This is a genomic window from Paenibacillus sp. IHBB 3054 (assembly GCF_051594305.1).
Lineage (GTDB): Bacteria > Bacillota > Bacilli > Paenibacillales > Paenibacillaceae > Paenibacillus_AQ.
In genome coordinates, this window is record NZ_JBOFBG010000045.1 from 12812 (window position 1) to 31639 (window position 18828).

Sequence of the window (18828 nt, forward strand, 5' to 3'; positions counted from 1 at the left end):
TCCCCTTTTTGTATGGAAGCACGGAATGGTATGATGAAGGAGCAACAGCCGGAAGGGAGTTGGCCGATATGGATTTTAATATATTTATTATCGAAGATGATGAGGCCATTTTTGCTTCCTTAAAGGAACGATTGGAGCAGTGGTCGTTTCATGTCACGGGACCGGAGCGATTTGATGATGTGATGAGCACCTACATTAAAGTGCAGCCCCAACTGGTCATCATAGATATACAACTTCCAATGTATGATGGTTTTCACTGGTGCCGGGAGATTCGGGCAGTGTCAAAAGTGCCGATTCTCTTTCTATCTTCGCGCGATCATCCGCTGGATATGGTGATGGCGATGAATATGGGGGCGGACGATTATATTCAAAAGCCGTTTCATATAGACGTGCTGCTCGCGCAAATACAAGCGATTCTCCGCCGGACCTATGCTTACAGAGAGGAAGCTGATGACCTTATCGAATGGAACGGCACCATTATTGATATGAAGCGTGGACTGATCCGTAAGGATGGGCAGGACGTGCTATTGACCAAAAACGAATTTTTTATTCTGGTGGTGCTCGTCAAGGAGAAGGATAAAGTGATTTTACGCCAGGATCTGATCCGCAAGCTGTGGGATGATGAGACCTTCGTCAACGACAATACGCTGACAGCGAACATAACGCGGCTGCGTCAAAAGCTGGCGCTTTTCCAACTGGAAGAAGCGATTGTAACAAAAAAAGGGCTAGGTTATATGGCGTGTACGTTATGAGCGGGAAACGTTTATTCCTCCGCTATCTGTATGACAGGAAAAGCTGGATTGTGTTCTTCCTGTTCTCATTGTTATTTGTAGATTTGCTGATCTGGATCGATAATGGCATTTCCATCCGGGGCAATTCGATGCTCTATTTAAATATGCTGCTAATTCTGGCGATGATCGTTTTCCTTGGGTGGCGTTTTCGCAAAGAAACGAGGTATCCGCGAGCGCTGGCAGAACTGGCTGAAGGGATCCACGAGGATTGGATTGAAACCTTGCCTTCAACTTTTTTGTATCAGGAGGAAGCGACGAGCCAGCTCTTACGAGCAGTGGACCACTGGTACTGGCATAAAATATCGAAGAGCCATTCTGCCCGATCTATGGAGCAGGATTATATCGCTGCCTGGGTGCATGAGGTAAAGACGCCGCTGACTGCGGTGAAGTTAATCATAGATGCTAACAGAGACCATCCGGCGATGCGTAAAATCGAATCGGAATGGCTGCGGATTCATTTACTCATCGACCAGCAATTATACATTTCGCGTTTGCTGACACTTGAGGCTGATTATGTGTTGGAACAGACAGGTATTCAGCGGCTTGCTGCACTGGAAGTACGTGAGCTTAGCTCCTGGTGTATGGAGAATAACATAGCTGTTGAGTTTGAAGGCGAAGAGACTTTAGTTAGAACGGACCGCAAATGGTGCCGTTTTATTATCCGGCAAATATTGACGAATGCGGTTAAATATAGCCCGGAGGGCGGAATGATTGTTCTGTCGACTACAGCCACTGAGGATGGGCCTGTCAGATTGATGATTAGAGATGAAGGACCGGGTATCGCCGCACATGACTTGCCGCGTATTTTCGATAAAGGCTTTACCGGAGGGAACGGCAGACTGCAAAATGCGGCAACTGGACTGGGGCTCTATTTAGCTCAAACTGTTGCGGACAAAATCGGGATTAGGTTAACGGTAGAGTCGGAGCCCCAATTAGGAACGGCCATGCAGATGACCTTCACCGCGGTCAATGCGTTCGAATCTGTCCGGACTTCAATATGATAATATTGTCACGTAGAACCTCCTGCTTGTCATCTGATACGGGCGACGGGCATGGCCTGTTTCTCTAAAATGAAGGTTATATCAGAGTGGAGGCTATTGAGGCTATGGAGACGAATCAAAACAATGGGCTGAGAACCGTGCTGCATGCGCAGGAAGTCCGTAAATCATTTGGTGTCAGGGGAAATGTTCAGCAGGTGCTGAAGGGCATCAACCTGCGTGTAGTGGAAGGTGAGTTTGTCGGAATCATGGGGCCGTCCGGGTCGGGGAAATCGACTTTGATCAAAGTGTTGGCGACCATTGATAAAGCGACGGAAGGGAAAATTCTCGTCGAAGATACGGACGTCTCGATTATGAAAAATACCGAATTGTCTGCTTTTCGGCGCAAGAAGCTGGGCTTCATCTTTCAGGATTACAACTTACTTGATACGTTGACGGTAAAAGAGAATATCCTGCTGCCCCTTTCCCTTGATAAGATGAAGAAAGCATCGGTGGAGGCTGATTTTCAGGCCATGGCTGCAGATCTTGGCATCGGGGAGATTGCCCATAAATATCCGAATGAAATTTCCGGGGGGCAGCGGCAACGGACGTCTGCTGCACGCGCATTAATCCACAGGCCCTCCATCGTATTTGCGGATGAGCCGACTGGTGCTTTGGATTCGAAGGCGGCCTCCTCTCTATTGGGAATGCTGGAGGAGCTTAACGGGCAGCACAATATTACCATTATGATGGTGACTCATGATCCTGTGGCCTCGAGCTATTGCAGCCGCGTTGTGTTTTTGAAGGACGGAATGCTGTATTCCGAATTGTACCGTGGCAGTAAGACACGGCAAGCTTTCTTCAAAGATATATTGAATGTGCAGGCCGTGCTCGGGGGTGATCATGTTGACACTGTTTGAGTTGATTATCCGTGGTGTGCGGAAAAATATTAAAAATTACTACTTATATTATTTTGCACTAATTTTCAGTACAGCCCTTTATTTCGTGTTTGCCACATTGCAGAATGACTCATCGGTAATGGCAGCATCATTCGGCGATATTCCATTTACTTTGGTGTTTGATGTGGCCGGAATTTTGGTGCTCACGATTGTGGTTGTATTCATGATTTACGCAAACAGCATTTTTCTGAAACGCCGCAGCAAGGAAATCTGGCTGTATCAGCTGGTGGGGCTGTCGCACAGCGCGGTAGCAAGGTTGCTCATCACGGAGAGTGCACTGCTTGGGATGGGGGCGCTCCTGATTGGAATAGTTGGGGGCGCGCTTGTGGCGCGGATTTTTATGCTTATTCTGATGAAATTGATCGGTATAGAAAGCGTTGTAACCCTCTCTTTCTCGAGTGGAGCCGCCTTGCAGACCGTCATCGTATTTACTGTGCTAATCGGCCTTACCATGATACAAATGCTGTTCAAGGTTTACCGCTCAACGCTGCTCGATCTATTCAAGGCGGACAAGCAGGGCGATTATCCGCAAGAGCCGAAGACTGTTCTGTCCGCTTTGATGGGGCTGCTTGGTATTGGACTGATCGTTACGGGCTATCTGCTCTCCAGCCAAACCCTCGGCCAGAATCTGTTCCAGCAGGTGCTTGTGATTCTTGCCTCGACCATACTTGGGACCTATTTGCTGTTTCGTGTGACGATAGGCTGGCTGTTCTTCCAGATACGAAAGGGGAAGGATGGACAGCTCGGGCTAAAAAACAGTTTGTCGCTAGCCCCGATCATGCATCGCATGAAAGGGAATGCGAACTCGCTCACCCTGATTACCATCCTATCTGCGATGACGCTGACGATGGTAGCCATCTCTTATTCGCTGTACTATTCGGCGGAGAGTGAGTCTAGAGCAATGCTGCCTTACGACTTTATCTTTGCCAATAATGAGCGGGATGCGAAGTCTTTTCGAGTTGAGCTGGAGAAGGCCGGAATTGCGTTTGCTTATCAACCGGTTGAGGCTGTCCGGCTGCCTGGCACGATCGGTAAAGGGCAAGGGGACGGACGCAGCCTGTTGTTGCTCGCGGCAGAACAATTGCAGGCAAGCGGTGCAGACATTATTGTCCCAGTACAGGGGGAGGCTGTCTGGTACACTGGCCTCAAAAAGGTGCTAAGCAAGCAGCCGTTTCCGGTTACTTTTCCACAAGCTGTTGATTTCGGGGCAAGTGGGGTTCACGGCAACATACAATTAACACGGGGAAATGATCGCTATGCCATGAATTTCAGCTTACACGGTCATCAGCTTGTGATGCCGCTGGCCTCGATAAGGGCTATTCGTGAGCAAATGCCATCTTCGCCTGCATATGAAGCGATTGTGATCGACACCTACCAAATTGCGGATAAGAATGAGCGTGCAGCGGCAGCTGGCATCTATGCGAAATATGTCAAGGAAGAGGGAGGCAATCCCGATTTCGATAGCTTTTATAAAGGGTCACTCCGGAAATTCGGGCTGATCATTTTCATAGCAGGTTTTCTCGGCCTGATCTTCCTCATCTCCACGGGCAGTATTCTGTATTTCAAGCAAATGACAGAGGCGGAGCAGGAGAGGGATAGCTATACGATTCTTTGGCAGCTCGGATTCGGAGAGCGTGAGATCATGGGCGGCATTATCCGCAAGCAGATGTTTGTATTCGCGATCCCGCTTGCGATCGGGCTTTTGCATTCCATCTTCGCCGTAAAAGCGGCTTCTGCGCTGTCCTTATCCAACCTCACCTTCCCGGCAGCTATTGCCATGTCGGTATATACGCTCATCTATTTTCTGTTCGCTGTGCTCACTATTGTTTATTATCGCCGGATTGTGAAGATGTCTCAGCATCAAGGCTGCTAAGTTGTGCGAGCTCCTGTACTATATCCACTATTTTTTTGAAAATTGGACAAAATTTAGGTAGATTCATGAACCGAAACCGGTTTATAATGGGTTTATACAAAATGTTTGCGCTTACATAATTCCTGTGAAACTACCCCTGTAACGAAGACAACAGGCGTTTATATACGAAACCGATTGGAATAGCAATAATGTGAGCCGATTAGACTGACCCCCTCCAAAGGCGTCGGCACCAATACAGTGTGGAAAACGCTTATTTATGCTCTGGCTATTCCGGGTTTCAAATGTGCGGAGCGCGCGCCGTACATTGAAATAAGAGAAAATAAGTGAGGTGATTTTACTGGGCTGATCATGGGTAGACTGTTACCGTCTGTTTTCCTGCGTCCTATTAAAACTATCATTTTAAGAGGAGGGAAAGATGATGTTGAGAAGGGGAAAAGTTCTGGTTCTATTACTTCTGTTCACACTCTTGATTTCTTTAATACCCGCCGGGCATTCAAATGCAGCTTCTAACTGGAATCAGGTATGGAGCGACGAATTCGACGGAAATTCCCTGAATACTGGCAATTGGTCTGCCGAAGTTAACGGCGATGGCGGGGGAAACAATGAACTGCAGTACTACACCAACCGTGCGCAGAACCTGAAAGTTACCGGGGGGAATCTCGTCATTACTGCACTAAAAGAATCCTATGGCGGAAAGAATTACACCTCTGCAAGGATAAAGACTCAAGGATTAAAAAGTTTTACCTATGGAAAAATCGAAGCGAGAATCAAGTTGCCCTCAGGGCAGGGAATATGGCCGGCATTTTGGATGCTTGGAACGAACATCGATTCGGCGCATTGGCCTCAGTGCGGGGAAATCGATATTATGGAACGTGTAAACAATAATGCCTTTGTTAATGGCACAGTGCATTGGGATGCCAATGGACATGCTGAGTATGGACAGGTATCCGGCAATCTGGATTTTTCCCAGTACCATGTCTACAGCATTGAGTGGGATGCAAATTATATAAGGTGGTTTGTAGACGGCAACCAATATAATGCCTTCTATATTGAGAACGGAACTGGAAATACGGAAGAATACCAGAAGCCATTCTTTATACTGCTCAATCTTGCCGTGGGCGGGAATTGGCCGGGCAGTCCCAACAATTCAACTCCATTCCCGGCACAAATGCTGGTTGATTATGTACGCGTGTATCAGGCGTCCACTTCGCCAAACATCGAAAGCGGCAGTATTTATACCTTAACAAACAAGGCGAGCGGCAAGGCGCTGGATGTAGTGGACGTTTCCACAGCCAGTGGAGCGAAAATGCAGCAATGGACCAATTACACTGCCAATAACCAGAAATTCAAGGTAGAGAGTACGGGTGACGGATACTACAAGCTTACAGCAGTGCATAGCGGAAAAGTATTGGATGTCCCAAGCTCAAGTACTTCCACCGGTGTACAGCTTCAGCAATGGGACGATAATGGTTCCAATGCCCAGCGGTGGAGAATCGTGGATGCGGGAGGCGGGTACTTCAAACTTGTTTCCAAAGTGAGCGGATTGGCCATAGACGTATCCGGATCTTCTACGGCAGATGGGGCAGTGGTCCAGCAATGGACCGACAATGGAACTGATGCTCAGAAGTGGTTGTTTACCAAAGTTAACTAACACCCTAGCAGGACACTGAAACAAATTTGTCTGAATGCCGTGCCCCGTTTCGGGTAATTTATGAATCTTGTGACGGGGTGCAGCTTTATTGCTTCTGCTCCATGGGGAAAAGACGAAAACACAGGCTTAGCTGTGCTCTGCGATCTGTACCTCGAAACCGTCCGGATCCAGTACATAAAAGAACGATATGCGTGGATTCGGCGTGACCGGACCACGCGCTACCGGGATACCCTGGCTTTTGAAACTCTCTATTGCCTCATCCAGTGACGCCACCTCGAACCCAATGGACACACCGCATTCCGGCTTCAGAGCCGGGTCGCTTCCCTGAATAAGCTCGATCTTGGGCTGCCCCTCCGTGCCTAACATAACAATCTGTCTTCCTCTGCTCTCAAATCTGCGGTCAATCGGAAGTCCCAGAATGCTGTGATAAAAATTAAGGGATGCCTCCAGATCCCGCACCCTGAGCGTAATCCAATTCATGCTCAATATCATGTATCCTATCCCCTTTCTGTGGATTTTCTATTTTGTTCATTATACGCTATTTTTGGGGCGAAGCATGTTTCCAACAATCCGCAGACTCAGCTTTCGGGTAACAAATCTGGACAACTGTGCTCCGAGGTAATTTTGCGAGCCTGGAACAGTGTATATCTTCTTTTTCGCGAGTGAGCGCAGCGCAGTCTCAACTACCTGCTGTGGAGTTGCTTTCTTCCCGACTGAAGCTTCCTCAGTCCCCACAACGGTGAAGAAATCTGTATCGGTAGAACCGGGACAAAGTGCGAAGAACTGGACTCCACGGTCACGATTCTCCCACCATAATGCGTCTGTAAAGGACAAGACAAAAGCTTTGGTTGCCCCATACACAGCCATATAGGGGAGCGGCTGAAATCCTGCAGTGGACGATACATTGATCACAGTACCAGAGCTTCTGCGCAGCATATCCGGCAAGAATAAATGGGTCATATTTACGACGGCAGCAACATTCAACATAATCTCCTCATGCTGCCGCTGGCCTGAGATTTGCTCGAACATCCCATGAGTGGCAAATCCGGCATTATTGACCAGCAGCTCAATCTCAAGCTTCAACAGCTGGCATTGCTGGAACAATTCCCTTGGTGCACTTGCTTCCGTAAGGTCCATAGCTATGACTTCGACTTTGATGTTATAGCTTCTTTCGAGTTCCGCTGCCAAGTTATCCAGTTTGTTCTTAGATCTGGCTACGAGAACCAGATGGCTTCCTTGTTTAGCCAGCTGTATTGCAAATTGTTCGCCAATGCCGGAAGAGGCACCCGTGACTAGCGACCATTTTCCTTGAATATTCATAAAATTACTCCTCCTATTAAAACGATGTATTCGTTAGGAAACGATGTTACCGATTGAGCAAAAAAAATTACTTTAAACGTAGTGCCCAAAGAAAAATTTGCTTGTTAGTTGGTAACGGTGTTTCCTGTTGAAATCATAGTAACCTGCTGGCTGGAGAAAGTCAAACCTTCTTTTTTTAAAATTTGCAAGAAGATATGTGTATGTAGGATTGACTTTGTGGAATCGACTGTATAGAATGCGTGGTATATGATTGGAAACTGCGTTTCCCGAGAATAACAACATAACTAAAGAAGGCGATTAAGTTGAATGAACCTAACAATTTTGCTGACGCAAGCAATAGAAAGCTGACAACCTACCAGGAAGCCCGCTTACAGAACACAGCTAGTCTTCGTCAACTCGTAGTTGATGCAGCAGCCTTTATTCTTCAGGAAGAAGGGCCGGAAGCTGTCACCGTGCGAAAAGTAGCTCAGAAGATGGGTTGCTCGACCAAGATCATCTACAGTCTGTTTGCTAATAAAGAAGGTTTAGCCCAGCAATTATATCTGGAGGGCTGCAAAATACTCTCGAACGAATTTGAGAGTGCTTCACAGTCAGAGGATCTGCAGCAGTATTTAATTAATCTGGCAGAAGTGTATTGGGAATTTGGCCAGCGCTATACCAGCTACTATAAATTGATGTTTGGGGGAGCATTTGCAGATTTCAAACCGGATGAGCAGAGCATGAAAGGCACTGTTACTGCTATGCGGCGCTTGTTGTCCGTGATTGTCAGCGCTCAAGAGCAAGGCCTAATTGCTGGTGATTCAAATGCGGAATTTATTGTAGGTACGATTTGGTCCTCTCTTCACGGAGTGATTCACCTGCACATAGGAGGACATTTGGGAAGTGTCGCAGCGTCGCACGCAGTGTATAAAGGAACGGTAGCTCTGCTTGCAAGCTCGCTGTTTGCACCTACAGCCGCAGCCAAGCATTTAAAGCAGGAGTAGTTAGTGAAATCCTTTATATAGGGCCGGGGTTCGAATCCTGAGAGTCTATAACACAATTTAAACGGCAGAGATGCCGTTTTTTTGTTTCTAAATTTGTTTTAAATCTTTACAAATGCCGAAGAACGAGGCCTATTTCCGAAAAAAAGGAAAAGGTATATAAGTAAGGGAGAACTAGGACTTATTAATTTAATAGGGATAAATTCCGATAAAGAAAGAGTCCTGTACAACTAAAGTCACACCTGCATACCCATAACGGGACAGAAAAACCGAGTTTGAAACAAAGGCAAATCCGTACGAAAGTCGGAGACGCAAAGCCACGGGTCTACTTCATCCAAAGGAGGATGTTAAGACAGCCGGGCCGCTCAAGGCACTTGGTTTTTTGGCGTGCCTACAAATAGCGCTGGGGGAGAGAAGTAAATGAGGTTTAGAAGGAAAGGGAAGTTTTCACGGACAGTTGTGTCCGCAGTGGCGGTGAGTATGCTTGTGGGCCTGTTTAGCGGAGGTCTTAGCATGAAGCAGGTTTTGGCTGCCGGGACCGATCCGGGTAGAACGGACTATAACGTATCCGGCAACCAGATTGTATGGCTGGAAGCAGAGGCCGACGGGGTGAAGCAGGTTCACGCGATGAATCAGGCCAGTGGTGCGAGCACTGTTCTTACATCGGGTTCATCCGCCAAGGATGCGCCTTATGTGAGCGGCAACGTTGCAGTGTGGTCCGACAAAGGAACAGAGCAGGAGTCTTCACTGAACTGGGATATTTACACTGCCGATCTTGAAACGGGTACCCGGAGAAAGCTTAACAAACAGTCTGGCACATATGGCAATCCGACTACGGATGGAGTCGGTGTAGTCTGGTACGAGCGCAAAAATTACGGCAGCATGATCTATCATGATCTGGCTACGGGTGTTGAAGCCGACCTCGGCGAAGGACGCTTCCCGGTGCTGGCCGGTGGCAATGTGGTGTATAAGAATGCCCGTGACGGGGGGCTCAGTCTGCTCCATTTGAAAAGCGGAGCTACGCGCGCACTTGTTAGTCTGGGCGGAGCAAGTTATGTGGACTGGTTTGTTTTTAACGGCAGCGATGTGCTGTTCAAGCAAAAAAATGGGTCTTCCGAGAGCAAATATGTGATTCTGAATATCAAGGATCTGACTGCTCTGCCTGTGGATCTCACCCAGATGAAGCCTGGAGGAACCCAGTATGCCTTTATGTCGATAGGTGAAGGGCAGGCAGTTTTTCAAGAGGAGAGGGACGGTGCTGTCACATTGCAGCAAGTGAACCTTTCTACATATGCAGTGAAATCACTGCCAGCGATAGAGCCCGGAACGAAGCTGATCGGCATTACCGAGGATAAACTGCTTTACAGCAAGAACGATGACTACATAGAGTCGATTGACCTGAAAGAAGGATCAACCCCTCCGAGTCCGGGAGCCACTCCAAGTCCAGGGGCAACCCCAGGAACGACTCCAGCTCCAGGGACAACCTCAAATCCAGGTGCAGTTCCAAATCCAGGCGCAGATCCGAACCCGGGTTCAACCCCGGAAGTGAAGACCCCTGTAGTAACCGGAGCCAAGGACAGTCAGGTTATCGGAAGTGCTGGAGGTACTTTGTCTGTACTGAATGGCTGGGCACGGCTGGAGATTTCAGCAGGAACCTTCCCAGACAATACCATTGTAAGCTTGGCCCAAGCTGAGCTGGAGAAAGAGGTACTGCTCGACGCAACCGGCAAAAAACTGCTGAAGGCAGGTTCTGCGTGGCAGGTGCAAGCGAATGCTCCGTTCCTGAAGCCGGCCAAGCTGACGGTAGGGTACCCGAAGGAAGCGCCTTGGACGACAGGCCGTGAGAAGCTTGGAATCTATAGCAACGATCCGGCAAAAGGCATATGGAACTATATTGGCGGAGTGACTGCGGCGGAAGACGCCGTTGTTCAATCCAGAATTACAGCTTCCGGACTATATACGGTAATGCTGCGTGGAGCTGAATTCACAGATATGTCAGGTCACTGGGCGCAGCAAGCTGTAGAGGTGCTGGGGGCTAGGGGGATTGTGAACGGGATGAACGGAACCGCTTATGCGCCAAAAGGGATCCTGACCCGGGCTGAATTCACCAAGCTGCTGGCAGCAACTCTTGGATTGCAGCCGCAGCGGCCGGAGACGCCGGCTTTCCGAGATGTTTCAGCTGCGAACTGGTCCTACCCTTATGTGGAAGCAGCTGCAGCGGCAGGAATCGTAACGGGAGAAGGTGGACTTTTTCACGGCAATGATCCGCTGACCCGTGAACAGATGATGGTGATGCTGATGCGGGCAATAGACAGCACTATCGGCAGCCGGGCTTCTGCTGCAGAATCTGCCAAGCTTGAAGCTGAATTGGGCGGATATAAGGACAACGGCAGCGTTAGCAGTTGGGCAAGGGATTCCGTAGCTGCGGCGGTGGGCAAGAAGCTGGTGCAGGGTAACGGACAGCTTTTGAAGCCTAAAGATTCATCAACGAGAGCAGAAGCAGCGGTCGTGATGTACAAGCTGCTGGCTGAGCTGAAATTACTCTAACTTACAACGGATAGGAGATCAAATCATGAAATTCGGAGCGCTCAAAAGGAAGTGGCGCGGCGGCAGCATGAAGGCGCGTTTTAACCTCATGCTTGCTTTGCTGCTGGTCATTTCTTATATTCCCATCCTTCCAGGTCTGGATAAGTTCATCTCTCCGGCCTATGCTGCTACCAATATGCGGATTGAACCCAGCGAACTTAACCCGGAATCGGGAAAATCGGTTAAAATCTCCTTCAGCTTCAACGCGGCCGACAACGGTCAGGAGTATCATAAAACGAATATCAGCCTCTGTACTCCGCAGCGGGACGGATCGTCCCCGCTCCTCGGGGATCTGATTAAGAGCGGTGAATATCCAACGAAGCTGAACGGCCAATATATCGTTCATGAGTATGAATGGGACGGGAAAATCGGCGGTGTACCGCTGGATGAAGGGCGTTATAACATCTGTATCTCCCCTGCCGAGTATAACGGTGTTGGCGTGTACTACGGGCAGATCGCCAGCTTTGAAATCCTTGGAGGCGATGAGTTGCCTCCTCCGGCAGCTTTGCAGATCAAACCTGCTGCTGCAGGACAATCTGTGGTTTCAGGAACTGCTGAACCAGGGGCCCAGCTGGAAGTGGAACTTTATTATCCGTCCAGTGGGGAAAAACGGCTGTACTCTAATATTGCGGTCAACAGCGCAGGCCAATGGAGTGAACAGATCGGGATAACGCTGGGCAAAGCCGTGCATATCACGGCAAGAGCGAAAGAGGAAGGTAAGTACTCGGGGGTTTCGGAGCCGCTCGCAGTGCTGCGTGCACCTATGCCTGCTTTTTCACTCAGCTGGGAGGCGCTGGCAGCCTATTATTATAAGCTGGATACTGTTCAGGCCATGCAGGAGAAGGCTCAGGACATTGCAGTATTGAACCAGTCTGCAACCTCGGCGGGAACAATCAGCGGCCTGACCTCCATTCTGCTGACCAATCCGCAAACCAGCCGTGCTATAAACAGCGGGGATCTGCCGCAGTTTACGGAAGCGGCCCTTCAGGATCGGCTGCGGATTGTGAACCCGTCCGGACAGGCGCCGGTTGATCCGGCCCGGGGAGATTTTGTCTACTCCAGTGATTCAATCTCGCTGCAGGCGTTGATGCCGCTGCAATTTGGCCTGAACTATTTAAGCCGTGACCCTTTTACAGGTGTAAGTGGATTAGGGTGGCATCACAGCTATGAATGGAAGCTGACTGCGGTAGAAGACGGTAAGGTAGAAGTGATGAGCCCGGATGGCTCGCGTTTTGAGTACGTACCTTTGTCGGGAGGAGAGTATCTGACACCGCGCGGCACGGACTGGACGCTGAGTGCTCCGTCAGCAGGGGCGTATACTCTATCATCACCTCAAGGCGATCTCTACCGGTTCAATGCAGAGGGGCTGCTGCAGTCCATTACGGATTTGAACGGGAATAAGATCACATTTGCTTACCAGGGTACGAAGCTGGCAACGGTCAGTACAGCCGGGGCTTCTCTGAGCTTAAGCTACGACGGAGCAGGGAAACTGATGACTGCAAGTGATTCAACCGGCCGCCAAATGTCATTTCATTATGACCCGGCCACTAGGGACCTGACCTCGATTACTGATGTGGATGGAGCTATAACCAAGCTTACCTATGATAACAAGCACCATGTGCTTAGTGTTACGGATGCCAAAGGGACCGCCGCGATGAGTGTAAACTATGATGACCATCAACGCGTGACCGGCTTTACCGATTTTTACGGGCAGACGAGTTCATCCAGCTATGAAGGGCGTGTAGCTCCAGTAGTTCGGGGAGAGGTGTCGGAAGGCGGCGAGACTGGGATAAATCCTGCGAACGGACGGGATATTCCGGACTGGGATGAAGTGATTTTGTCCGGTACGATGCATAATCTTGCTCATGCACCTGCATACCGGCAGGTTGCAGGGCTGAAGCCGCTCATTGCTGACTATTTGGCGGGCAGCATCGGAGCCATCGAGAACAAACGGGATGCCTTCATTACTTCTGCGGTTGCCGCTCCAGGCGGGATTGCTGCCATCCAAAGTGCAATTGCGGCCAGCAGTACATCTCCGGCAGTTGTCAGTTCGGGTCATTTAAATCTTGAAGAAAGCGTAACATTCGGGTCGCCGAACAAGCCTGTGGTGCTGATCGTGGATGGTATGAATACGAACCGGGATATTACCGTGCGTGTGTACGGTACTCTGATTCTGAAGCAGGGACTTAATGCCAATACCAAGCTTGCACTGGATGTGCAGAAGGTTCAAGGTTTGTACGGCAATCTGTGGTCCGGCGGAACGATTCATCTCAACAATGATTCTTCCGTAACTGTGGGGGATACACTGCAAACGGGCAGTTTGACCTATAACAGCGGCGGGCTGACCATTGATGCGCAGCGGATATTGATTGCCGGAGACTTGTCCATTAACACTAGGGTGGAAATGAACATCGCCCAGGAGATGGTCGTTGGCGGGATCGTATCCAACAACCAGACGGCGAATCTAACCGTGTCCGGCGGCGATCTGTTCGTTCGTGACAACGTCAGCGTCAACAATAATCTGAATGTGCAGACGGGCGGTCTATTCGTCCTTGGCGGAGACATGACTCCGAACCAGACTCCTGTTGTTCATACGGGAGTGGGAGCAGGCAAGACCATTTTGACCTACTCGGAGAGCGGAGCAAGCGATGTGAATTCCGGGAATGCCAGAACGGTGAGTGCTGCCGGATTGGCCTCTTCCATCGCCACTACTGCGAATAAGACAACGTGGACCAATGCGCTTCATCAAGATACTGCTTATGTATGGAATAATAATTTCCAAGTCGTTCAGCGGCAAGCGGCGAATGGCTCGATCGTTAAATACAGCTATGACAGCAGTGACCGGGTAACCGCGATCACAGATGCTAACGGCAATAAAGAAAAATTGGCATATGACGAGCGCGGCAATGTTACTCAGCTGACAGATGAGAATGGTACTTCCACCCTCACACGTTATAACGCCTTGAACCGTGCGGTTGAGAAGATCGATGCCCTCGGCAACCCTTCCACCTACGATTATGATACCGCAGGCAATCTTGTCACAAGTACGGATGCCCTCGGCAGCACTGTCACCATTGTCAGAGACAGTGCAGGGGTTCCGGTCTCCGTAACCGATGCTGAAGGGCATACCACAGCATATATCAATGATGCTGCCGGGTTCGCACAGGAAATTAAGGACCCGAGCGGATATACGACAGTGATTGAGCGTGATACCCTGCACCGCACCACCCAAGTGGCAGATGCCGATGGCAAGCTGCAAGGTGTCGAATATGACAAGAAGGACCGTGCCGTTTCCATAACCAATGCACTTGGCCAGACGAGCACGGTCACTTTTGACGCAAATGGCAATGTGGAAGAACAAACGGATGAAGCCGGGACAAAGACCGTCAGCTCTTACCAGGTATACCGGTTAAGCGGCACGAAGGACGGACTTGAGCATAGTACCAGCAATACGTATGATGCGCTTGGCCGCGTGATAGAGCAAAAAGATAAGGCGGGTGAGACAACGGCTTACAGCTACGACAGTGTCGGGCAGGTAAAGGAAGTTACCGATGCTGAAGGCGGGAAGAGCACTTATACCTACGACGATAACGGAAATGTGCTCACCCGGAAGGATGCCAAGGGTAACCTCACCTCCTACACCTACAGTAAACGCAATGAACTGCTGAGTGTGACCGATCCACTCGATGCCAAGACGAGTTACCGTTATGATGCGGCTGGCAATACCATCAAAGAGACGGATGCGCTGGGCAATAGCACCTATTATGACTACAATGCACTGGGACAACTGGTGAAGGTAACAGATGCGTTACGTGGGGTAACGGAATACCAGTACGACAAGAACGGCAATCAGATCGCCGTCATTGACCCTAATCATTCCATCTGGAAGACCAAATACGACAGCAGAGGTCTGGATGCAGGGACAATCAATCCGCTGAATGAGGAAACGGTCGTAACCCGTAATACACGCGGACTAATGACCGGGTTCACCGATGCGGCAGGCCAGAAGACCACCTACGAATACGATGATTTGGGACGCAGTACACGGGTACGCAACGCGCTCGGGTACGAAACCTCATATGCTTATGATTCTCAAGGCAATGTAGAGAAGATCGTGGATGCGAATCAGCGTGAAACTGCCTTTACGTATGATCCGCTGGGCCGGTTAACGGATGTGAAGAATGCGGAGGGCAGCACCACCCATTACACCTATGACGCCTCCGGCAACTTGCTGGACAAAACCAATGCCCTGGGAGCAGTGACTTCCTATCACTACGATGCACTGAACCGGGTGATTGAATCAGTGAATCCACTGCAGGAGAAGACCAGCCTTGCTTATGATAAGAACGGCAACCTGCAGAAGGTTACTGAACCGGACAGTAATACAACCGTGTATGCTTATAATAAAGGCAATCAAGTGGAGCAGATTAAGTACGGTAACGATCTTACTGTAAATTACAAATATGATCTCGCGGGACGCCGTGAGTTGATGACGGACAGTACCGGAAACACAAGATATACCTATGATGCACTTAACCGGCCAACGTCGGTCATTGATCCGGACGGCAAAAACGTGCGTTATGAATGGACCGCAACCGGACAGCGCAGCAGAGTGATCTATCCGGATAACTCAGTGGTCAACTATGCTTACGATAAGCTGGGCCGCATCAAGCAGGTGACGGATGCGCAGAACCAGACGACCAGCTATCAGTACGATGCAGGCGGCCGCCTGACGGAGAAGCTGCTGCCGAACAACGGTCAAAGCACTTATACCTATGACGGGGTTGGACAACTGCTGGAGATGAAGCATCAGGCACCGGGCGGCGCGCTTCTGGAGCAGCTGACCTATGTCTACGATCCGGCAGGGAACAAAATACGCACGGAACGCCAGGAAGGCGGCAGCGATGAGGATAATCCGGTAGGCACACAGCGTCCGGCAGACGTCTCGGATTATGCGTACGATGCGCTGAACCAACTGGTTGAAGTGCAGAAGCAGAATGGTTCCAAGGTCGTTTACTCCTACGACACCGTAGGCAATCGTCTGGGCAAAGAAGCAACTGAAGCCGGAATTACCACCTTGGAGAGCTACACCTACGATGCGGCCAACAAGCTGACCCATTACGAAAAAGGCAGCGACTACAAGGACTACGCCTACGATAAGCGCGGCAATTTGCTGGAAGTGAGCGGGATCGACAGCGAAACGGCTTTGAGCTTGTTCACGGCGAAGACCAATGCGCAAAAGGTTACAGTGCCGGAAAGTGTCTATTCGGATAAGGAAGTAAAAGGACTGGAAGCAGGCAGGGCCGCAGACGCAAATGCAGATGCAGTTACCAATACAGATGCATTGTCGGAGCTATTAGATCCGCTGTCATCGATTGCAAATCCATCCTTAAATCCAGCAGGAACAATTCCAACCGATGCTGAAGAAGCTTCATTATCCGGCCTGCCGGAAGCAGATCTTGAATCTGGCGTCACGGAAGAGGTATACGGGGCAGACAAAGTCCTGAATCCTGACGCACTGCTGAAGGTTGCGCAGGCTGCAGGCCCTCAAGTGCTGGAGAGCAACCGCTGGGATGCATCGAACCGGCTGATCGGGAACACCAACGCGTACGGCGATATCACCACATACAAGTATGACGGTGACGGGAACCGGGTCTCCATGCGGACCACCATTGGTGACGGTGCAATTCAGGATGCTTATCTCTCAAGCAATCCTGCCGGGAACCGTGATGGCTGGGAGCCGCAATATAAGAAGCGGCAGATCGATATTTATTTTACCAATGACATCACCATGAGCATTCCACAGCCTCTTATGGCAACCGGAGCTGACGGCCAGAACTGGAAGCAGTCCTACGTCTACGGAGCCGGTGAAGAACGGATCAGCATGAGTTATCTGGTCAGCGAAGATGAGAGCAACGATTGGGAACCGGCTGATGGAGCCAGTGGTGCAGGAGCGGCGGCTGCAGCGCCGAAGACACTCTATTATCTGAGTGATGCACAGGGAAGCGTGATCGGACTGGAAGGCCAGGACGGCAGCATCTCGGCACGCTACCGCTACGACGAATTCGGCGTAGCCGAAAACCCGGAGAAATTCGACCTGAACTGGTCCGGTCCAGACAACTTGTTCGGCTACACCAGCCTGGGCTATGATTACTACAGTGGCTACTCCCATGCGCAGGCGCGGGATTTTGACTCTAGTATTGGCCGGTTTATAAATGAGGATACGTATGAGGGGCAGATTGATAATCCGCTGAGTTTGAATTTGTATACGTATGTAACTAATAATCCGTTAAAGTATGCTGATCCGTCAGGGCATATGCATACTGAAACTGGTCCAATCTATAACACTGAAGATAGTTATACTCTTCAATATTATCAGTCCATTTTTAGCATGGCCCAGCAGATGAATGACGTTATCATTATGCAGTCTGCTCATGATGCAGCAAATTACATTCGATTAAAATATTTTGATACAGTAAATAGAACGAATTACATTCAGGGAACTGGTTATAAAGATCTGACAATAAATATGTACAATGAGTTATTATACGGTTCAGCCCGAGAAGTTCCTTTACTTGATGATCCATTTTTATATCTTTTTGATGGTACCTTTACATCTATATTTAAAACTTTGACATCGTCAGCACTCAAGCTGGGTATAAAAAAGGGGGCTGGAAAATCAGCTGAAACATTACTAGAAATTGGTGGTTATTTGACGAAAGAAGCTCCTTATCAAGTAACTCCTGGAACTACAGAATTGAAAGGGTATTATAGAAGTAGTGGTGGTAGGATTGAACCTTGGACAGCATACTATGATGAATATGGCAGAATAAAAGCTAGGACGGACTATACATTGGGTAATAAAAAGGCTGGTATAGATCCAGTACATCATCATACTTTTGAATGGGGACCGGGCAAGACGCCTCTAAAGCATGATACACATTTTAAAGGAGAGTATCAACCGTGAACAAATACAATAATCTTATAGATAACTTTTATAAAGCGCAAAGAGGCTTTATCTACTTAACTTCATTTCATTTAACACGAGATACACAGTTAAACGGGTTGAAGGTTTCCATGCAAATAATTCTTGCCAAATCAACATTTGAATACGATGAACAGATATCAATATCTTTCACGGGAGTACAAGATCTAAAGTTAGGACATTTAACTGGAGTATATCCTTTAGTTTTCGATATCACTGATGTTTCTAAAGACCAGTTAGAGGGTATCAGATACAAAGTTGCTGAATGTGGAGAAAATATATTCAGTTTATATTGTAGTCAGATTACATTTGAAATCTTAGGGTAGTTTGGTCTCTATGTTCTTCCAATCAGTGTTATGGAATAAATGAGGAATAACGTTAGTATGGATTTTTATGGATAATATCTAGGCCTTGAGGATCTCAATTCTCAAGGCCTTTCTGTATCTCGTCTCAAGTTAAAAAACATTATTTAAGCAACACAGACTTAGATTAATCAGTGATAAAAATTAAGATAGTCGACTTTTTAAATGTGCATCTTGCACGAAAGTATCTTTTTTATTTTAATAATATATACCTACTTTCCTCGGCTAATGGACTACCTCCACCCCACTCACTCATTCGCATCTAAACACTTCCAGACGAGTTGAAATAAACATTCTCTTGAAAAGAATCAGCATAGTAGACTAGCCGTATAGAACATGCCCAG

The 18828-nt window shown here is 48.8% G+C and carries 11 protein-coding genes and 1 riboswitch; of the genes, 9 read left to right on the forward strand and 2 right to left on the reverse strand.

The genetic code is table 11. From position 1 onward, the window contains the following. Positions 1-68 precede the first annotated feature (68 nt). From ACQ76X_RS30745 to ACQ76X_RS30765, 5 genes are all read left to right on the forward strand, one after another. Positions 69-752 (forward strand): response regulator transcription factor, encoded by a 684-nt coding sequence (locus ACQ76X_RS30745; RefSeq protein WP_038599269.1) that lies wholly within the window; start codon positions 69-71, stop codon positions 750-752. Beyond that, positions 749-1792: a sensor histidine kinase gene (locus ACQ76X_RS30750; RefSeq protein ID WP_438497549.1), complete on the forward strand. Its 1044-nt coding sequence runs from the start codon at positions 749-751 to the stop codon at positions 1790-1792. The genes ACQ76X_RS30745 and ACQ76X_RS30750 overlap by 4 nt, the downstream gene beginning before the upstream one ends. 104 nt (positions 1793-1896) lie before the next feature. Continuing rightward, on the forward strand, positions 1897-2688 hold the full coding sequence (locus ACQ76X_RS30755; RefSeq protein WP_438497550.1) for an ABC transporter ATP-binding protein: 792 nt from the start codon (positions 1897-1899) through the stop codon (positions 2686-2688). Next, positions 2672-4600: an FtsX-like permease family protein gene (locus ACQ76X_RS30760; protein ID WP_438497552.1), complete on the forward strand. Its 1929-nt coding sequence runs from the start codon at positions 2672-2674 to the stop codon at positions 4598-4600. The genes ACQ76X_RS30755 and ACQ76X_RS30760 overlap by 17 nt, the downstream gene beginning before the upstream one ends. Before the next feature lie 418 nt (positions 4601-5018). Continuing rightward, positions 5019-6251, forward strand: coding sequence for an RICIN domain-containing protein (locus ACQ76X_RS30765; RefSeq protein WP_438497590.1), 1233 nt, complete (start codon positions 5019-5021; stop codon positions 6249-6251). 126 nt (positions 6252-6377) lie between these two features. On the opposite strand, the gene ACQ76X_RS30770 is transcribed toward ACQ76X_RS30765, so the two are convergent. Together ACQ76X_RS30770 and ACQ76X_RS30775 are read right to left on the reverse strand one after the other, a co-directional pair. Continuing rightward, positions 6378-6743 carry a VOC family protein gene (locus ACQ76X_RS30770; RefSeq protein ID WP_438497553.1) on the reverse strand — a complete coding sequence of 122 codons (366 nt, stop codon included), beginning with the start codon at positions 6741-6743 and terminating at the stop codon, positions 6378-6380. Between the two features lie 39 nt (positions 6744-6782). Then, positions 6783-7571, reverse strand: coding sequence for an SDR family NAD(P)-dependent oxidoreductase (locus tag ACQ76X_RS30775; RefSeq protein WP_438497555.1), 789 nt, complete (start codon positions 7569-7571; stop codon positions 6783-6785). Between the two features lie 302 nt (positions 7572-7873). Between ACQ76X_RS30775 and ACQ76X_RS30780 the strand changes: the two genes are divergently transcribed. The 4 genes from ACQ76X_RS30780 to ACQ76X_RS30795 all read left to right on the forward strand — a co-directional run bounded on the left by ACQ76X_RS30780 (position 7874) and on the right by ACQ76X_RS30795 (position 18448). Further along, positions 7874-8554 (forward strand): TetR/AcrR family transcriptional regulator, encoded by a 681-nt coding sequence (locus tag ACQ76X_RS30780; RefSeq protein WP_438497556.1) that lies wholly within the window; start codon positions 7874-7876, stop codon positions 8552-8554. A gap of 272 nt (positions 8555-8826) precedes the next feature. Then, positions 8827-8920, forward strand: a riboswitch (cyclic di-GMP riboswitch). A gap of 144 nt (positions 8921-9064) precedes the next feature. Further along, positions 9065-11098, forward strand: a complete 2034-nt coding sequence (locus ACQ76X_RS30785) for an S-layer homology domain-containing protein (protein ID WP_438497557.1) — start codon at positions 9065-9067, stop codon at positions 11096-11098. A gap of 25 nt (positions 11099-11123) precedes the next feature. Continuing rightward, on the forward strand, positions 11124-18104 hold the full coding sequence (locus ACQ76X_RS30790; protein WP_438497558.1) for a DUF6531 domain-containing protein: 6981 nt from the start codon (positions 11124-11126) through the stop codon (positions 18102-18104). Next, positions 18101-18448 carry a hypothetical protein gene (locus tag ACQ76X_RS30795; RefSeq protein ID WP_438497559.1) on the forward strand — a complete coding sequence of 116 codons (348 nt, stop codon included), beginning with the start codon at positions 18101-18103 and terminating at the stop codon, positions 18446-18448. Before ACQ76X_RS30790 ends, ACQ76X_RS30795 begins: the two co-directional genes overlap by 4 nt. The last annotated feature ends 380 nt before the right edge of the window (positions 18449-18828 follow it).